This is a genomic window from Streptomyces albofaciens JCM 4342 (assembly GCF_008634025.1).
Lineage (GTDB): Bacteria > Actinomycetota > Actinomycetes > Streptomycetales > Streptomycetaceae > Streptomyces > Streptomyces albofaciens.
This window is the reverse complement of the sequence record NZ_PDCM01000002.1, coordinates 2,030,973-2,048,745: the sequence shown is the minus strand read 5'-3', so window position 1 is coordinate 2,048,745 and position 17,773 is coordinate 2,030,973. Positions and strand designations below refer to the sequence as shown.

11 protein-coding genes are annotated in these 17,773 nt (G+C 69.0%); 8 read left to right on the top strand and 3 right to left on the bottom strand.

The window, feature by feature from the left end; all coding sequences use genetic code 11:
* Positions 1–89 precede the first annotated feature (89 nt).
* Positions 90–746 (bottom strand): class I SAM-dependent methyltransferase, encoded by a 657-nt coding sequence (locus CP973_RS29175; protein WP_150246882.1) that lies wholly within the window; start codon positions 744–746, stop codon positions 90–92.
* A 261-nt stretch (positions 747–1,007) separates the two neighbouring features.
* On the opposite strand from CP973_RS29175, the gene acnA reads away from it, so the two are divergent.
* Positions 1,008–3,725, top strand: a complete 2,718-nt coding sequence (gene acnA / locus CP973_RS29170; RefSeq protein ID WP_150246881.1) for an aconitate hydratase AcnA — start codon at positions 1,008–1,010, stop codon at positions 3,723–3,725.
* Positions 3,726–3,915: 190 nt separating this feature from the next.
* On the opposite strand, the gene CP973_RS29165 is transcribed toward acnA, so the two are convergent.
* Both CP973_RS29165 and CP973_RS29160 read right to left on the bottom strand, forming a co-directional pair.
* Complete coding sequence (locus CP973_RS29165; RefSeq protein ID WP_150246880.1) at positions 3,916–4,869, bottom strand: FG-GAP repeat domain-containing protein; 954 nt, start codon at positions 4,867–4,869, stop codon at positions 3,916–3,918.
* Positions 4,870–4,986: 117 nt separating this feature from the next.
* Positions 4,987–8,412 (bottom strand): GH92 family glycosyl hydrolase, encoded by a 3,426-nt coding sequence (locus CP973_RS29160; RefSeq protein WP_150246879.1) that lies wholly within the window; start codon positions 8,410–8,412, stop codon positions 4,987–4,989.
* A 419-nt stretch (positions 8,413–8,831) separates the two neighbouring features.
* On the opposite strand from CP973_RS29160, the gene ngcE reads away from it, so the two are divergent.
* From ngcE to CP973_RS29125, 7 genes are all read left to right on the top strand, one after another.
* Positions 8,832–10,274 carry an N-acetylglucosamine/diacetylchitobiose ABC transporter substrate-binding protein gene (ngcE, locus tag CP973_RS29155; RefSeq protein WP_150246878.1) on the top strand — a complete coding sequence of 481 codons (1,443 nt, stop codon included), beginning with the start codon at positions 8,832–8,834 and terminating at the stop codon, positions 10,272–10,274.
* Positions 10,275–10,344: 70 nt separating this feature from the next.
* Positions 10,345–11,268: a carbohydrate ABC transporter permease gene (locus CP973_RS29150; RefSeq protein WP_150246877.1), complete on the top strand. Its 924-nt coding sequence runs from the start codon at positions 10,345–10,347 to the stop codon at positions 11,266–11,268.
* Entirely contained in the window at positions 11,268–12,179 is a 912-nt protein-coding gene (locus CP973_RS29145) for a carbohydrate ABC transporter permease (protein ID WP_425282033.1), read from the top strand. Before CP973_RS29150 ends, CP973_RS29145 begins: the two co-directional genes overlap by 1 nt.
* Before the next feature lie 256 nt (positions 12,180–12,435).
* A complete protein-coding gene (locus CP973_RS29140) occupies positions 12,436–13,713 on the top strand; it encodes an ROK family transcriptional regulator (RefSeq protein WP_150246876.1) in 1,278 nt (425 codons plus the stop codon).
* 149 nt (positions 13,714–13,862) lie between these two features.
* Positions 13,863–14,972, top strand: a complete 1,110-nt coding sequence (locus tag CP973_RS29135; protein WP_167538536.1) for a substrate-binding domain-containing protein — start codon at positions 13,863–13,865, stop codon at positions 14,970–14,972.
* 73 nt (positions 14,973–15,045) lie between these two features.
* On the top strand, positions 15,046–15,840 hold the full coding sequence (locus tag CP973_RS29130) for an ATP-binding cassette domain-containing protein (protein WP_150246875.1): 795 nt from the start codon (positions 15,046–15,048) through the stop codon (positions 15,838–15,840).
* Positions 15,837–17,147, top strand: a complete 1,311-nt coding sequence (locus tag CP973_RS29125; protein WP_150246874.1) for a sugar ABC transporter permease — start codon at positions 15,837–15,839, stop codon at positions 17,145–17,147. Before CP973_RS29130 ends, CP973_RS29125 begins: the two co-directional genes overlap by 4 nt.
* The last annotated feature ends 626 nt before the right edge of the window (positions 17,148–17,773 follow it).

Below are 17,773 nucleotides of genomic sequence, written 5' to 3'. Positions count from 1 at the left end.
TAGCCTAACCTAATTTTTGGCCGAAAGGTGGCCCTTCGAGGGGCGGTGGCCATGGACGGCGGCCGCATCGAACGGGACGGAAGGGGCGCTCAACTCCGCCGCCACACGAGCGTGTAGCGCCAGAACAGCCGACGGCGCAGTCGCGCGCCGGGCAGGGCCGACCGGGCCCGGCGGACGATGTCGGGGAAGGTCATGTCCGCCGGCCGGGTCCCGGCTGTCATCGAAACCGGGCGAGGCGCCGCGCGGCCCCGGTTCTTGAGCCAGCCCGTGGCGGCGTTGAGCGGGGCGGCCACGGTGCCGAGCACGTGGTCACCCGGGGTCGACGGGCGGGACAGTCCGAGGATCACGAGGGTTCCGCCGGGTGCCAGGTGGTGGCGGAAGGCGGTGAGGGTGTCGGTGAACGGCAGGTGGTGGAGCGCGGCGACGCAGGTGATGACGTCGTAGGGGCCCGCGGGGATCCCGGCCGGCGCGTCCGCGGTCGTAAAGGTGACGGGGGCCGCCGAAGGGGTGAGTTCGCGCGCCCGGGCGGTGATCTGCGGGTCGGAGTCGATGCCGTGCACGGCGTCGGCGCGCGTGGCCAGGAGCCTGGCCAGGTCGCCGCTGCCGCAGCCGACGTCCAGGGCGCTGCCGAAACGCCGGGGGAGCTGCCGGAGGATCCACGGGTGGTAGTGGGCGTTGTGGTCCCACGGGTGAGCGGCGTTGAACTGCTCAAGTGCTCGCAGGACGCGGTGCGCGGGTGCGGTCATGCCGTCACTCCATCAGGCCCGTCGTGCCCGCGTCGTCCGTAGGGCCGGCCGCCTGGATCGGAGTGGCCGGCGGCCGGGCACGCATGACCTCGCGGCGGCGATGTACTAGAGTTATCTCGACATCGAGATATCTGCCGGGAGGCGTACCGCTGCCGCGCTAGTAAGGCTTGCCTAACTTAGCCTTACCTTAGCTGATCGGCAAGGATCTGTGACGGCAGGATGCGGTGGTACGCGCGAATTCATGCATTGAAGGAGACTGTCGTGTCGGCGAACAGCTTCGACGCCCGCAGCACGCTGCAGGTGGGCGACGAGTCGTACGAGATCTTCAGGCTGGACAAGGTCGAGGGCTCCGCCCGCCTTCCCTACAGCCTGAAGGTGCTGCTGGAGAACCTGCTCCGCACCGAGGACGGCGCGAACATCACCGCCGACCACATCCGTGCGCTGGGCGGCTGGGACTCCCAGGCGCAGCCGAGCCAGGAGATCCAGTTCACGCCGGCCCGCGTGATCATGCAGGACTTCACCGGCGTGCCCTGCGTCGTGGACCTCGCCACCATGCGTGAGGCCGTCAAGGAGCTGGGCGGCGACCCGGCGAAGATCAACCCGCTGGCCCCGGCCGAGCTGGTCATCGACCACTCCGTCATCGCCGACAAGTTCGGCACCGCCAACGCCTTCCAGCAGAACGTGGAGCTGGAGTACGGCCGCAACAAGGAGCGCTACCAGTTCCTGCGCTGGGGCCAGACCGCCTTCGACGAGTTCAAGGTCGTCCCGCCCGGCACCGGCATCGTCCACCAGGTCAACATCGAGCACCTGGCCCGTACGGTCATGACCCGGGGCGGCCAGGCGTACCCCGACACCCTCGTCGGCACCGACTCGCACACCACCATGGTCAACGGCCTGGGTGTCCTCGGCTGGGGCGTCGGCGGCATCGAGGCCGAGGCCGCGATGCTGGGCCAGCCGGTCTCCATGCTCATCCCGCGCGTCGTCGGCTTCAAGCTGACCGGTGAGCTCAAGCCCGGCACCACCGCCACCGACCTGGTGCTCACCATCACCGAGATGCTGCGCAAGCACGGCGTCGTCGGCAAGTTCGTCGAGTTCTACGGCGAGGGCGTCGCCGCCACCTCGCTCGCCAACCGCGCCACCATCGGCAACATGTCGCCGGAGTTCGGCTCCACCGCCGCGATCTTCCCGATCGACGACGAGACGCTGAACTACCTCAAGCTGACCGGCCGCTCCGAGCAGCAGGTCGCCCTGGTCGAGGCGTACGCCAAGGAGCAGGGCCTGTGGCTGGACCCGGCCGCCGAGCCGGACTTCTCCGAGAAGCTGGAGCTGGACCTCTCCACGGTCGTCCCGTCGATCGCCGGCCCGAAGCGCCCGCAGGACCGCATCATCCTGGCCGAGGCCGCCCAGCAGTTCGCCCACGACGTGCGCAACTACGTCAGCGAGGCCGACCTCGACGAGGCGGGCAAGGAGTCCTTCCCGGCCTCCGACGCCCCCGCGGTCTCCAACGGCACGCCCAGCAAGCCGACCCAGGTCACCGCCGCCGACGGCTCGGTGTTCGAGATCGACCACGGTGCCGTCACGGTCGCCGCGATCACCTCCTGCACCAACACCTCGAACCCCTACGTCATGGTCGCCGCCGCGCTGGTGGCCAAGAAGGCGGTCGAGAAGGGCCTGTCCCGCAAGCCGTGGGTCAAGACCACCCTCGCCCCGGGCTCGAAGGTCGTCACCGACTACTTCGACAAGGCGAACCTGACGCCCTACCTGGACAAGCTGGGCTTCAACCTGGTCGGCTACGGCTGCACCACCTGCATCGGCAACTCCGGTCCGCTGGACGAGGAGATCTCGAAGGCGATCAACGAGAACGACCTCGCGGTCACCTCGGTGCTCTCCGGCAACCGCAACTTCGAGGGCCGGATCAACCCCGACGTCAAGATGAACTACCTGGCGTCCCCGCCGCTGGTCGTCGCGTACGCCATCGCCGGCTCCATGAAGGTGGACATCACCACCGAGGCGCTGGGCACCGACCAGGACGGCAACCCGGTCTACCTCAAGGACATCTGGCCCTCCGAGGCCGAGGTCAACGACGTCGTGGCCAACGCCATCGGCGAGGACATGTTCTCCAAGTCGTACGAGGACGTCTTCGCGGGCGACGCCCAGTGGCAGGCGCTGCCGATCCCGACCGGCAACACCTTCGAGTGGGACCCGCAGTCCACCTACGTCCGCAAGCCCCCGTACTTCGAGGGCATGACGATGGAGACCAGCCCGGTCTCCGACGTCCAGGGCGCCCGCGTGCTCGCCAAGCTGGGCGACTCGGTCACCACCGACCACATCTCCCCGGCCGGTGCGATCAAGGCCGACACCCCGGCCGGCCAGTACCTCACGGAGCACGGCGTCGAGCGCCGCGACTTCAACAGCTACGGCTCGCGCCGCGGCAACCACGAGGTCATGATCCGCGGTACGTTCGCCAACATCCGCCTGCGCAACCAGATCGCGCCGGGCACCGAGGGCGGCTTCACGCGTGACTTCACGCAGGAGGGCGGCCCGGTCTCCTTCATCTACGACGCGTCGCAGAACTACCAGGCGGCCGGCATCCCGCTGGTCATCCTGGCCGGCAAGGAGTACGGCTCCGGCTCGTCCCGCGACTGGGCGGCCAAGGGCACCGCGCTGCTCGGCGTCAAGGCCGTCATCGCCGAGTCCTACGAGCGCATCCACCGCTCGAACCTGATCGGCATGGGCGTCCTCCCGCTCCAGTTCCCCGAGGGCGCCTCGGCGCAATCGCTGGGCCTGACCGGCGAGGAGACCTTCGACATCACCGGTGTCACCGCCCTGAACGACGGCGGCATCCCGGAGACCGTCAAGGTCAAGGCCGGCGACGTGGAGTTCGACGCCAAGGTGCGCATCGACACCCCCGGCGAGGCGGACTACTACCGCAACGGCGGCATCATGCAGTACGTGCTGCGCTCGCTGATCCGGAAGTAACCGGCGATCCCGCCCCGCGGGGCGGGTGAGACGCGAGGGCCGCACCCCGGCTGGGGTGCGGCCCTCGTGGTGTCGCCGCGCTGTGCGGCCGCGCACAGACCGGTGCGGCGCGCCTCGTGGAGACGCGCCGCACCATCACCTCACCGGCACACGGCCGACCGGAGTCCCCCGGCTACCGGTGTCCTGGGGACTAGAACATCCAGCTGTAGATGTTGTAGCCGTAGCCGATCTGCTTGCGCGACTCGAAGGGGTCCTGCGCCCCGCCGTTGCCCTTGTAGAGCCACAGCTTGCCGTCGGTGCCGCGGGCGAGCATGTCCGCACGGCCGTCGAGGTCCACGTCACCGACGGACACCAGGGCGTTGTAGGCGTTCCAGCCGCCGCCGATCTTCACGCGCGACGCGAAGGGGGCCTTGTAGTCGCCGGTGCCCTTGTAGAACCACAGGACGCCGGAGGAGTCCCGGGCCACGATGTCGGCCTTGCCGTCGCCGTTCAGGTCGCCCTTGCCGGAGATCTCGGTGTAGGCGTCCCAGCCGCCGCCGACCTTGATCCGCGAGGTGACCTGCCCGTTGTCGTAACCGAGGTAGAGCCACAGCACGCCCGACTTGTCGCGCGCGATGATGTCGTACGCGGTGCCGCCGCCGAGGTTGCCCGGCGACAGGACCTTGTCGTAGATGTTCCAGCCGCCGCCGACCGTACGGCTCTCGGTCTCCGAGTTGAAGTACAGGTTGCCGGCCTTGTCCCAGGCCCACATGCCGTCGCCCACGCCGTCGCCGTTGTGGTCGACGTTGGCCGCGGCCTTGAGCAGGTCCCAGTCGCCGGTGACGAACAGGCGCTCGTCCAGGCCGCCGGTGCCGTTCGGCAGGTACTGGTACAGGAAGCCGTCGGAGCGCTGGACACCGAAGAGTCCGAACACGGGGGCCTCGGCCGTCGCCGCCGCACGGGCCGTGGCGCGGGCCTTGGCCCCGGCACCGGCCTTGGGGGCCGCCTGCGCCAGCTTGCTGATGTCGACGTTCTTCACGGGGGCGGGAACCGGCGCGTCCGCCACCGCGGCGGAGGCGCTCGTGCCGACCAGGGCGGCGGCGATCGCCGCGACAGCCACGCGCGACAGGGCGCGCCCGCGCTTACGGCCGGGAAGTTTGGCCACGTAAATCTCCATTTGCCATGTGATGAGGCGCGACGCACCCCCATGGGAGTGCGTCACGTGATCGACAGGATCTTTGCACAGCCTTTTCACATGTCAACGGGTTTACGGATGGTCTGATCAATCGGCCCCGGAAACCGACCGTTTCGGGCCGATCAGCTCGAACTCCGCCAAGGAAGCCGGTTTTGTCGGAATCAGCCGGTAACGTTGGTAACTTCCCGGCGACTTCACCGTGAACACCCGGGTCTGCCGGTCCCAGCTGAAGGTCTCGCGCGTCCGCCGGTCCAGCGTCCGCCACTTCCCGTGCCGGTCCAGGCCCTCCAGCACCCAGGCGCCGGGCGCGTCCCCCTTCGCGGCCGAGGTGAGGGTGTACGAGGTCACCCGCGCCGCCGACGGAAGGGCGACCGGGACGGCGTCGAAGGACGCCGAGGTGTCCGACGTGTCGTCCAGCAGCGGGCTGCCGTCCGGCGTCGTCAGGTCGCCGTCCGGTACGGGCACCCGGTCGTCGTGGGTGAGGGACGAGGGCGCCGCGTTCTCACCCGTGCCCCAGGAGGACGGGCGTGGGCCCATCGCGAATTCCAGGGTGCCGCCACGGGCGAGCAGGGCGTGCGGCAACGCCGTGGAATTCCACGCCTTTCCGTTGACCCGCAGCCCTTGGACGTACACATTGCGCGCGTTGTTGCGCGGCGCCTTGACGACGAGATCGCGGCCGTTCTCCAGGTGGACGGTGGCCTTGGTGAACAGCGGGGAGCCGACGGCGTATTCGGGCGCGCCCATCACCAGCGGATAGAACCCGAGCGAGCTGAAGACGTACCACGCGGACATCTCGCCGTTGTCCTCGTCGCCCGGATATCCCTGGCCGATCTCGCTGCCCAGGTAGAGCCGGGAGAGCACCTCGCGGACCTTCTCCTGCGTCTTCCACGGCTGCCCGGCCGCGTCATAGGCGTACGCGATGTGGTGCGACGGCTGATTGCTGTGCCCGTACATGCCCATCCGGGTGTCCCGGGCCTCGGTCATCTCGTGGATGACGCCGCCGTACGACCCGGCGAATTCCCTGGTGCCGGTTTCCGGAGTGGCGAAGTAGGCGTCGAGCTTCTTCGCCAGGCCCGCCCGGCCGCCGTAGAGGTTGGCCAGGCCGCGGGTGTCCTGCGGTGCGGTGAAGGCGAAGGTCCAGGCGTTGGTCTCGGTGTAGTCGTGGCCCCAGACGCGCGGGTCGAAGCGGTCCGGGGGCAGCCGCCAGTTCCCGGCCGCGTCCCTGCCCTGGAAGAAGCCGACCTTGTCGTCGAAGTGCTTGACGTAGTCGCGGGCGCGGTTGAGGAAGTACGTGGCCTCTTCCTTGTAGCGCGGGTTCTTCGTCTTCGCGTACAGCGCCTGTCCCATACGGGCGATGCCGTAGTCGTTGAGATATCCCTCCAGCGCCCAGGACATGCCTTCCCTGGTGTCCGTGCTCGTATAGCCGCGGAAGGGCGAGGTGGCCATCCCCTTGCGGCCGACGCCGGGGCTGGGCGGGGCGACGGTGGCATTCTTCACCGCCGCCTCATAGGCCGCGACGGCGTCGAACTTCACGCCCTTCACATAGGCGTCGGCGAAGGCCACGTCCGAACTCGTGCCGGTCATCAGGTCCGCGTAGCCGGGGGAGGACCAACGGGAGATCCACCCGCCGTCCTTGTACTGCTGGACGAACCCGTCCACCATTCTTCCCGCCTGTTTCGGCGTGAGCAGGGAATAGGCGGGCCAGGTGGTGCGGTAGGTGTCCCAGAAACCGTTGTTGACGTAGACCTCACCGTCGACGATCTTCGCGCCGGTGCGGGACGGGGTGTCCGGGCCGGTCCGCGGCGAGAAGGGGCTCGCGTACCGGACGCGTGAACCCACCTGCTCATGGCCGGAGTTGGGGTACAGGTAGAGCCGGTAGAGGTTGGAGTAGAGGGTGACGAGGCGGTCCCGGCTCGCACCCTCGACCTCGATGCGCCCGAGGATGCCGTCCCACTGGGCACGGGCGCGGTCCCGGACCCGCTCGAAGGAGTCGCCCGCCGGAATCTCGCGCTCCAGGTTCACGCGCGCCTGGTCGACGCCGATCAGCGAGGTGGCGATGCGGAGCGTGACCGTACGGTCCGCGCCGGGCCGCAGTTTCAGGTAGCCCGTCACGTCCGGGCCACCGCCACCGCTCAGCCGGCCGCCCGCGGTGACCGGCGCGTCCAGCACGCCGTACACGAACAGCCGGGTGGCACCGGTCGACAGGTTGCTGCGCACATCGGAGAAGCCGGTGACGATCCCGCGGTCCGTGTCGAGAGTGAGCCCGCCGTTGTTGTTGACGTTGTCGAAGATCAGGTTCGCGTCGTCGCCGGGGAAGGTGAAGCGCATCAGCGCCGCGTGGTCCGCCGGGGCGATGTCCGCCCGGAGGCCGTTGTCGAAGGTGACACCGTAGTGGTGCGGCTTCGCCGTCTCGTCGGCGTGGTGGAAGGGCAGGGCGCGGGCGGTCCGGCCGGCGTCCGGGGTGCCGGTCGCGGTGGACGGCATGACCTGGAAGGTCTGGCGGTCGCCCATCCAGGGGCTCGGCTCGTGGCTGGCGGCGAATGCCTGAAGGGTGGGGAGGTTGGCGGCGTTGTTCTTCCGCGCGTACTCGTACAGCCAGTCGGTGGAGCCCGCGTTGGTCACCGGCGTCCAGAAGTTGAAGCCGTGCGGCACGGCGGTGGCCGGGAAGGTGTTGCCGCGCGAGAAGCTGCCGCTGGAGTTGGTGCCGCGGGTGGTCGCCACGTGGTCGGAGAGGTGGGCGGGCGGCTTCTCCCGGGCCGCGGGGCCCAGGGCGATGTCGTCGACCCAGCCGCGGAAGACCGGTGTGGCCTTCGGCGCGGTGGGGGCGTCGTACGCGACCAGGATCCGGTCGACGGTCTTGCCCGCCGCCACCGCGCCGATGCGCGACTGGCGGTGGTTCCACTGGTTGACGTAGAGCGTCTTGGCGGCGGCCTGGCCGCGCGGGGTGAGCGGGGCGCCGTTCTGGTCGGTGGCGCCCAGCTCGCTGAGGTACGTGCCGTCGGTGAAGGCCAGGTCGAGCGCGACGTGGGTGGCGGGGTAGCCCAGGTCGGTGGCGGCCATCTCGGGGAAGAGCCGGTACGACAGCGAGGTGGCGGCCGTGACCGGCAGGTCGACGTCGAAGACCTTGTTGTACGAGTAGCCGCGGCCGGCCGCGGTGTGGGTGCCCGCGTACCGCAGCGCCCGCAGCCCGCTGAAGCCGGCGTTCGCCTTGGCGGTGGGGGAGGCGGTGGGGCCGGAGTCGGGGTGGCTGCTCATACCGGAGCCCGGACCGTTCTCCGGGCCCACCCCGGATGTCTTCCCGGCGCCGTCCGGGCCGGTCTCGACGGTGTCCGGCCACGTGGGCGCGGGATCGCCGGGTTCGAAGGAGGAGCTGAACTGCCGCGCGCCCGGGGGCTTTCCGGGCGGGGCCGCGACGGCGGGGGCGTGCGCCGTCAGGAGGAGCAGGGCCGCCACCGCGAGCGCGACGGGGCGGGCCGTGCCGGGCAGGGATCTGTGCCGGTGTCTGAGCCGCACGCGTACCTCTCAACGAAGCGACAATTCCCCAGCGGTGACATCGTTGTCAGCCGCATAATGCAGAGATAAGTAAGGTGCGTGGGGTCTTTGTTGTCAAGGGTGACCCCGCGGGCGGCGGCCAGAAGTTTCCGGCGGAAGCGACGCATACCGCCGAGGTCTCAACTCGGGAAAGATGGCGGCCCGAACTTGCTTACGATCTTGCCGAGTTGACCTGAAGTGGACTATACCTGTCGGCGTCCGAGCGACTGTGCGAACGACGTCGCGGACCCGGGGGGACCTGCGGAGCAGCACAGGAAAACGGCCCCGCACATCTCTAGCGCGCCCGGTGCACATCCCGTACAACTCAGCTTCATCTGACCCGCGGTGCCGGGGTGGCTCCGGTACACCGCCTGAGTCCTGAAGAAGGCGAGGACTTGCGCATGGGATCCACCTCAGATTTCAGCCGCCGTGACCTGATCAAGCGGGCCGCGGCACTCGGAATCGTCACCGTGCCGGCCATGAGCGCCCTGTCGGCGTGTGCGAGCAGCGGTGGCGGCGGCGGGGAGAAGGCCGAGAAGGGGCAGAAGTCCGCCAAGAATCCGCTGGCGGTCAATGACAGCGCCGCCCTCGACGTCGTCATCTTCGACGGCGGATTCGGCGACAAATACGCGAAGGACGCCCAGGCCGAATACGTCGCCGCCTTCCCCAAGACCAAGGGCAAGGTCAAGCTCGCCTCCACCCAGAAGATCCAGTCCACCCTCCAGCCGCGGTTCAACGGCGGCAACCCGCCGGACCTGGTGGACAACTCCGGTGCGGAACAGATGGACTTCGGCACCCTGGTCGCCAAGAACCAGCTCGCCGACCTCACCCCGCTGCTCGACGCCCCGTCGATCGACGACCCGAACAAGAAGGTGCGCGACACGCTGCGCCCCGGTGTCGTCGAGATGGGCCAGTTCGGCGGCAAGGAAACCTGGATCATGTACTACGCGTACACGGTCTACGGCGTCTGGTACTCCAAGACGAACCTCCAGAAGGTCGCCGACGCGGAATACCCGAAGACCTGGGACGAGATGCTCGCCGTGTGCGAGAAGGCGAAGAAGAAGGGCGTCGCCGGATGGACGTACCCCGGCAAGTACCCGTACTACCTCCCCTTCAGCCTCTACCCGTTCATCGCCAAGATCGGCGGCGAGGAAGTGCTCCGGAAGATCGACAACCTGGAGCCGAACGCCTGGAAGGACCCGGCCGTCAAGGCCGCCTTCGACGCGTACTACGAGCTGTACAAGAAGGGGTACGTCCTCAAGGGCTCGCCGGGCCTGGACCACCTCCAGTCGCAGAAGGCGTGGGCCGAGGGCAAGGCCCTGTTCATACCGAACGGCTCGTGGGTGGAGAACGAATCCGCCAAGCAGATCGAGAAGAACCCGGACTTCCAGCTCTCGGTCGGCGCGCCGTCCAGCCTCTCGTCCTCCGACAAGATGCCGTTCGGCACGATCTGGGCCTCCGGCGGTGAGCCGTACATCGTGCCCCGGGAGGCCAAGAACGCACCCGGCGGCATGGAAATGCTGCGCATCATGCTCAGCAAGAAGTCCTCGCAGAACTTCATCAAGCAGGTCTCCTCGCTCACCTCGCTCAACGGCGGTACGGAGGGGCTGAAGCTGCCCCCGGGCCTGGCCTCGGCGCAGCAGGCGCTGGAGCAGGCCGGCCAGAACATCGTCAACCCGCGGCTGCAGGACTGGTACGTGGCGCTGCAGAAGGAGAAGATTGGTGTCGGCGCGCTGGGCGAGATGATGGCGGGCCGCATGACTCCCGACGAGGCGATCACCAAGATCCAGAAGTACGCGGACGAGACGCGCGAGGACAGCAGCGTCAAGAAGTACAAGCGCTGACCGTGCGTCGGACGCGTCACCAGCGGTGGCGGTCACGCGAAACCGCGGGGAAAGAACGGGATCGGTAGTCATGCAGCACGGTAAATACCGCTTCATAGTGGGGTTCCTGGTCATCCCGCTGGCGATATACGCGATCTTCGTGATATCGCCGTTCGTGCAGGCGATCTACTACTCCTTCACGGACTGGACCGGCCTGAGCTCGGACATGAAAATGGTCGGGTTCGACAACTACACGCGCCTCTTCAAGGACAGCGTTTTCTGGGCCGCGGTGGGAAACAGTGTGACGCTGTTGCTGCTGCTGCCGGTGGTGACGCTCTCGCTCGGGCTCTTCTTCGCCTTCATGCTCAACGTCGGTGGCCGCCGCAGGAAGAAGGCGGTCATCGGCGGTGTGCGCGGCTCGGGCACGTACAAGATTCTCTATTTCTTCCCGCAGGTGCTGTCGATCCCGATCGTCGCCCTGCTCTTCCAGTTCGCGTACAACCCGGAGAGCGGCGCGCTGAACGCGTTCTTCAAGGCGATCGGACTGGACAACGTGCAGCCCGACTGGCTGGGCGATCCGCAGCTCGCGCTCTGGTGCATCATGGGCGCGATGTTCTGGGCCAATGTCGGCTTCTACGTCGTGCTTTTCTCGGCCGGCATGAGTTCCATACCGAAGGACTTCTACGAGGCCGCGCTGCTGGACGGCGCCAACCGGTTCAACACGTTCTTCAGAATCACCCTGCCGCTGCTCTGGGACACCGTGCAGACCGGCTGGATCTACATGGGGATCCTGGCGCTGGACGTGTCGGCCTTCGCGTTCGTGCAGATCATGAGCGTCGGGCCGGGCGGCCCCGACTACTCCACCGAGGTCCTGCCGCTGTACGTCTATCAGAAGACCTTCCGCGACGGTCAGGCCGGTTACGCCACCTCGATCGGCGTCTCCCTGCTGATCGTGACCCTGATCTTCTCGGCCATCGTCATGCGGCTGGGCCGGCGCGAGCGACTGGAGTTCTGATGAGCGTGCAGACCACCAAGCCCCCGGCCGCGACGGGCCGGGACGGCGCGGGCGGCCGGGGCCGCAAGGGCGGCGAGAGCGGTGAGGGCCGCGTCCTGAACGTCTTCTCGCACGGCGTCCTGGTCATCTGGGGCCTGCTGGTCACCATGCCGCTGCTGTGGGCGGTGATCAGCTCCTTCAAGGACGACGGGGAGATCTTCGGCTCGCCCTGGGGCCTGCCGTCGGCGCTGCACTTCGACAACTGGGCGCGCGCCTGGGACAAGGCCAACATGGGCCAGTACTTCTTCAACTCGCTGGTCGTGGTGGGCGGTTCGCTGATCGGCACGATGCTGCTGGGCTCGATGGCGGCGTACGTACTGGCCCGGTTCGACTTCCCGGGCAACCGCTTCATCTACTTCCTGTTCGTGGGCGGGATGGGCTTCCCGATCATCCTGGCGCTGGTCCCGCTGTTCTTCGTCATGAAGAACATGGCCCTGCTGGACACCTACCACGGGCTGATCCTGGTCTACATCGGCTACTCCCTGCCGTTCACCGTCTTCTTCCTCAGCGGGTTCTTCAGAACGCTGCCGACGTCGGTGGCGGAGGCCGCGCTCATCGACGGCGCCTCCCACACGCGCACCTTCTTCCAGGTCATGCTGCCGATGGCCAAGCCGGGGCTGATCAGCGTCGGCATCTTCAACTTCCTGGGGCAGTGGAACCAGTACCTGCTGCCGACGGTGCTGAACGTCGGCGACCCGGACAAGAAGGTGCTGACCCAGGGCCTGGTCGCGCTGGCGGTCAGCCAGGGGTACAAGGGCGACTGGTCCGGCCTGTTCGCGGGCCTGACCATCGCGATGCTGCCGGTGCTCGGCGCGTACATCATCTTCCAGCGGCAGGTGGTGGCGGGTCTGACGGCGGGGGCGCTGAAGTAGCCCCGCGCGCCGTGCCGGCCGGTCGTACGCCGCCGTACGCCGCCGCGGCCCCCGCCACCCGCGGGGGCCGCGGTGCTGCGCGCCGGGCGGCCGGATTCGGCCACAGGGCCGGTGCACCCGGTCGAGGACTTGACGTAACCGGACCCTGGCACGTCAGCTTAGATTCACATGTTGGAGACAAGCCGGGTCCCGTGGGTGTGGCCCGGCCGGCGGCCGGTCGTCGTGCCGGGCGCTACAGGCGGGAGTGGATGAGTCGATGGAGACTCCGGGTTCGCAGTCCTCGCTGCACCGGGCCAATCTGGAGCGGGTCGTACGCGCGGTGCGCATGGCGGGTTCGCTCACCCAGGCGGAGATCGCCCGGACCACGGGTCTGTCGGCGGCCACGGTCTCCAACATCGTGCGGGAACTGAAGGACGCCGGGACCGTCGAGGTCACGCCGACCTCGGCGGGCGGCCGCCGGGCCCGCAGCGTCTCGCTCTCCGGCGACGCCGGGATCGTCGTCGGCGTCGACTTCGGCCACTCCCACCTGCGCGTCGCGGTCGGCAACCTCGCCCACCAGGTGCTGGCCGAGGAGACCGAGCCGATCGACGTGGACGCCTCCGCCGCGGAGGGCTTCGACCGGGCCGAGCGCCTGGTCAACCGGCTGATCGAGGCGACCGGCGTGGGCGCGGGCAAGGTCATCGGGGTCGGCCTCGGCGTCCCCGGCCCCATCGACGTCGAGTCCGGCACGCTCGGCTCGACCGCGATCCTGCCCGGCTGGAGCGGTACGAACCCGAGCGAGGAGCTGTCCGGGCGGCTCGGCGTCGGGGTGTACGTCGACAACGACGCCAACCTGGGCGCGCTCGGCGAGCTGGTGTGGGGCAGCGGGCGCGGCGCCGCCGACCTCGCGTACATCAAGGTCGCCAGCGGCGTCGGCGCCGGCCTGGTCATCAGCGGCCAGATCTACCGGGGACCGGGCGGCACGGCCGGCGAGATCGGGCACATCACGCTGGACGAGTCCGGGCCGGTGTGCCGCTGCGGCAACCGCGGCTGCCTGGAGACCTTCACCGCCGCCCGGTACGTCCTCCCGCTGCTCCAGCCCAGCCACGGGCCCGGCCTGACCATGGCGGAGATGGTCCGGCTGGCCCGGGAGGGCGACCCGGGGTGCCGCCGGGTGATCGGGGACGTGGGACGGCACATCGGCAGCGGTGTGGCCAATCTGTGCAACCTGCTCAACCCGAGCCGGGTGGTGCTCGGCGGCGATCTCGCGGAAGCGGGGGAGCTGGTGCTGGGGCCGATCAGGGAGTCGGTGTCGCGGTACGCGATCCCCAGCGCCGCGCGGCAGTTGAGCATCGTGCCCGGGACACTCGGCGGGCGCGCGGAGGTGCTGGGCGCGCTCGCGCTCGTACTGAGCGAGATGGGTGACTCGACGCTGCTGGACGGCACGCTGCCCACCGACGGAGCGGTTCCGCCGGGCGGGCGTACGGCCCCGGGTGTGCCGGTGGCCGCCGGTGCCCGGCAGGCCGATGGCACCGGCACCACGGCCATTGCCTGACGTACACGGCGCACGCTGAGTTCACACAGCTAACGCATGGCACCGTTGTCATCTCGTTAAGTATTTACTCCTTGACGGTCTGCGAGCGGCCGAGTTGACTTCCAGCCACCTCGGCCGCAACGACGCGGCCTCGTCAGGGAGGTTTCACCGTGAACACGCATCTGCGTCGTGCTGCCGTGGCCGCGGCCGCCGTCTCGATGGCCCTCGGACTCGCCGCCTGCGGCTCCGCCAAGGAGGCCGGCGGCGACTCGGACGCCAAGAAGGACAAGAAGGGGCCGCTGACGATCGGCCTCCTGCTGCCCGAGAACCAGACGGCGCGCTACGAGCGGTTCGACAAGCCGCTGATCGAGAAGAAGATCCGCGAGCTGGCGGGCAAGGACACCGAGATCCTCTACGACAACGCCAAGCAGGACCCCTCCGTCCAGCAGCAGCAGGTCGACACGATGATCACCAAGAAGGTCGACGCGCTGATCCTGGACGCGGTGGACGCCAAGTCCATCGCCGCCTCCGTCAAGAAGGCGAACGACAAGGGCATACCCGTGGTGGCCTACGACCGGCTGGCCGAGGGCCCGATCAAGGCGTACACCTCCGTCGACAACGAGCGCGTCGGCCGGATCCAGGGCGAATCGCTCCTGAAGGCGCTCGGCGACAACGCCGACAAGGGCGAGATCGTCATGATGAACGGGTCCGTCACCGACCCGAACGCCAAGATGTACAAGGACGGCGCGCACTCCGTACTCGACGGCAAGGTCAAGATCGGCAAGGAGTACGACACCAAGGAGTGGAAGCCGGAGAACGCCAACGAGAACATGAAGGGCGCCATCTCCTCGCTCGGCAAGGACAGGATCATCGGCGTCTACTCCGCCAACGACGGCATGGCGGGCGGCATCATCACCGCCCTCAAGAGCGCCGGATTCACCAAGCTGCCGCCGGTCACCGGCCAGGACGCGGAACTCTCCGCCGTCCAGCGCATCCTCGACGGCGAGCAGTTCATGAGCGTCTACAAGCCGTACAAGCCGGAGGCCGACGCCGCCGCGTCCATGGCCGTCGCGCTCGCCCAGGGCAAGAAGCTCGACGGGATCGCCAAGTCGACCGTCGACAGTGCTACCGAGAAGAAGGTGCCGTCCGTCATCGTGACGCCCTTCGCGCTGACCAAGGCCGATATTGCGAAGTATGTCGGGCAGGAGGGCTTCTTCACCAAGGCCGAGATCTGCACCGCCAAGTTCCAGTCCGCCTGCGCCGAGGCCGGCCTGAAGTAGGCCCGGCCGTCCGCCCGGCCCCGCCGACCCGGGGGCCGGACGGCGCGTCACCGCCGGTCAGGCGGCGAAGGAGATGATTCACGTGTCCGCTGCGCCCGTGCTGGCGTTGCGCGGGATCTCCAAGCGGTTCGGCGCCGTACAGGCGCTCACCGATGTCGAACTGGAGATCCACCCCGGCGAGGTCGTCGCCCTGGTCGGCGACAACGGCGCCGGCAAGTCCACCCTCGTCAAGGCGATCGCCGGCGTGGGCCCCGCCGACGACGGCGTCATCGAATGGGAAGGCCGGCCGGTCACCGTCGACCGGCCGCACACCGCCCAGGAACTGGGCATCGCGACCGTCTACCAGGACCTCGCGCTGTGCGACAACCTCGACGTCGTCGGCAACCTCTTCCTCGGCCGCGAGATCGTACGGGCCGGGGTGCTCGACGAGGTCGAGATGGAACGCCGCTCCCGCGAACTGCTCGCCACCCTCGCCATCCGCATCCCGAGCGTGCGCATCCCCATCGCCTCGCTCTCCGGCGGCCAGCGGCAGACCGTCGCCATCGCCCGCTCACTGCTCGGCGAGCCCAAGGTCGTCATCCTCGACGAGCCCACCGCCGCGCTCGGCGTCGAGCAGACCGCCCAGGTCCTCGACCTGGTCGAACGGCTACGGGAACGCGGCCTCGGCGTCATCCTCATCAGCCACAACATGGCCGACGTCAAAGCCGTCGCCGACCGGGTGGCGGTGCTGCGGCTGGGCCGCAACAACGGCACCTTCGAGGTGCGCGGCACCACCCAGGAAGAAATCATCTCCGCGATCACCGGTGCCACGGACAACGCCGTGACCCGGCGCAAGGCGCGGACGGCTACCGCGGAGGGCCGGACATGACCACCAACCTCTCGAAAGCCGGCGACGAGCCGGTGGGCGCCGATGCCGCCGCCGATGGCGCCGCCGATGGCGCCGCTGAGGGCGCCGTTGTCGCCGTGGACCCGCGGCTGCTCGTGCGGCAGCAGGGCTTCAAGGGGTACCTCGACGAGTTCCGCCGCAAGACGCGCAGCGGTGAGCTGGGCTCCCTCCCGGTCATCGTCGGCCTCATCGTCATCGGCCTGGTCTTCCAGCTCCAGGACTCCGCGTTCCTCGGCGCCGAGAACCTCTCGAACCTGTTCGTGACGGCCGCCGGCACCGGACTGATCGCCGTCGGCATCGTCTTCGTCCTGATCCTCGGCGAGATCGACCTGTCCGTCGGCTCGGTCAGCGGCCTGGCCGCCGCGGTCTTCGCCGTCCTCACCATCAACAACGGCATGCCGGAGTGGCCGGCCCTGATCCTCGCCCTCCTCACCGGCACCGTGGCCGGCGCCCTGCACGGCTTCTTCTTCGCCCGCATCGGCGTCCCCGCCTTCGTCGTCACACTGGCCGGACTGCTCGGCTGGAACGGCCTGATGCTCCAGATCCTCGGGTCGAACGGCACCATCAACCTCGACGACAGCGGCCTCGTGGCCCAGCTCACCAACTACTACTTCACCGACGTGGCCGCCGCGTACGGCCTGGCGACGGTCGCCGTCCTGGCCTTCCTCGGCCTCTCGCTGCTCGACGCGCGCCGCCGGGAGACAGCGGGCGTCCCGAGCAGGCCGCTGAGCGAGATCGTCCTGCGCACGGTGATCCTCGCCGTCCCCGCCTATCTGGCCGCCTGGCTCCTCAACCAGTACAAGGGCCTGCCGCTGGCCGTGGTCATCTTCCTGGGCGTCGTGGTGGCCCTCGACTTCGTGCTGCGGCGCACCACGTACGGACGGCAGGTCTTCGCCCTGGGCGGCAGCGTCGAAGCGGCACGCCGTGCGGGCATCAACGTCGCGTTCATCCGCATCTCCGTCTTCTCCCTCGCCGGCACGATGGCCGCCGTCGGCGGCATGTTCCTGGCCTCCCAGATCAACGCCGCGAACCAGTCCTCCGGGGCGGGCAGTCTCCTCATGAACGCGATCGCCGCCGCGGTCATCGGCGGTACGAGCCTGTTCGGCGGACGCGGCAAGACGTGGTCCGCGCTGCTGGGCGTCCTGGTCATCCAGTCCATCGCCTCGGGCATGGCACTGCTGGGCATCGCGTCGGCCGTGCAGTACATGATCACGGGGGCGGTGCTGCTGGCGGCGGTCGTCATCGACTCGGTGTCGCGGCGTACGCAGAAGACGGCGGGGCGGGCGTAGCGGGGCGTGCTGCGCACGTGGTTCACCGGTACATACTGGGGGCCCTGGTCTTCGGCCTTGACATGCCGCTGTCGCGGCGGGTGGGGGGTACCGGGCCCGCGCTTCGCGCGGATGCGCGTTGCGTTTGTTTGGGGGCGGGGGTGCGCAGGGGGCCATCTCCTCGGCGCCTGGAGTGAACCAGTGTTCGTTGGTGACCGGGGCTACGGTCGTCCTGCGGGGAGTGTCCCCCTGCACACCCCCTCCCGCCGGTTTGGCGGGTGCGGGCCGGTGGGGGGAGTTTTTTCGATGACCCAGGTGCGCGCCCACCCTGTGGTGAGGCTCGCGGGGCATAGGCGCAGGGCCCCCGGGCACCTCGACGTGATGCGTAAGCCGTGCCGGGGTCTGTAAAGACCCCAGCCACGGCGGCGGGAAAGCCGCGAACGGCGCGGGCTCGGGGACACGTAGGGGTCTCCCCGCAGGACGACCGAGACCCCGGTTAAGAACGAACACAAGGATGACTCCCGGCGCCGAGGAGTGACCCCTGCGGGGCCCCGAGCCCCCACCCACCGAACTCTAGGCGCGAGACGCGCACCCCCACCCACCGGACAGCCCGCGCAGCACCCGTACCCCCACCACGCAGCACAGAT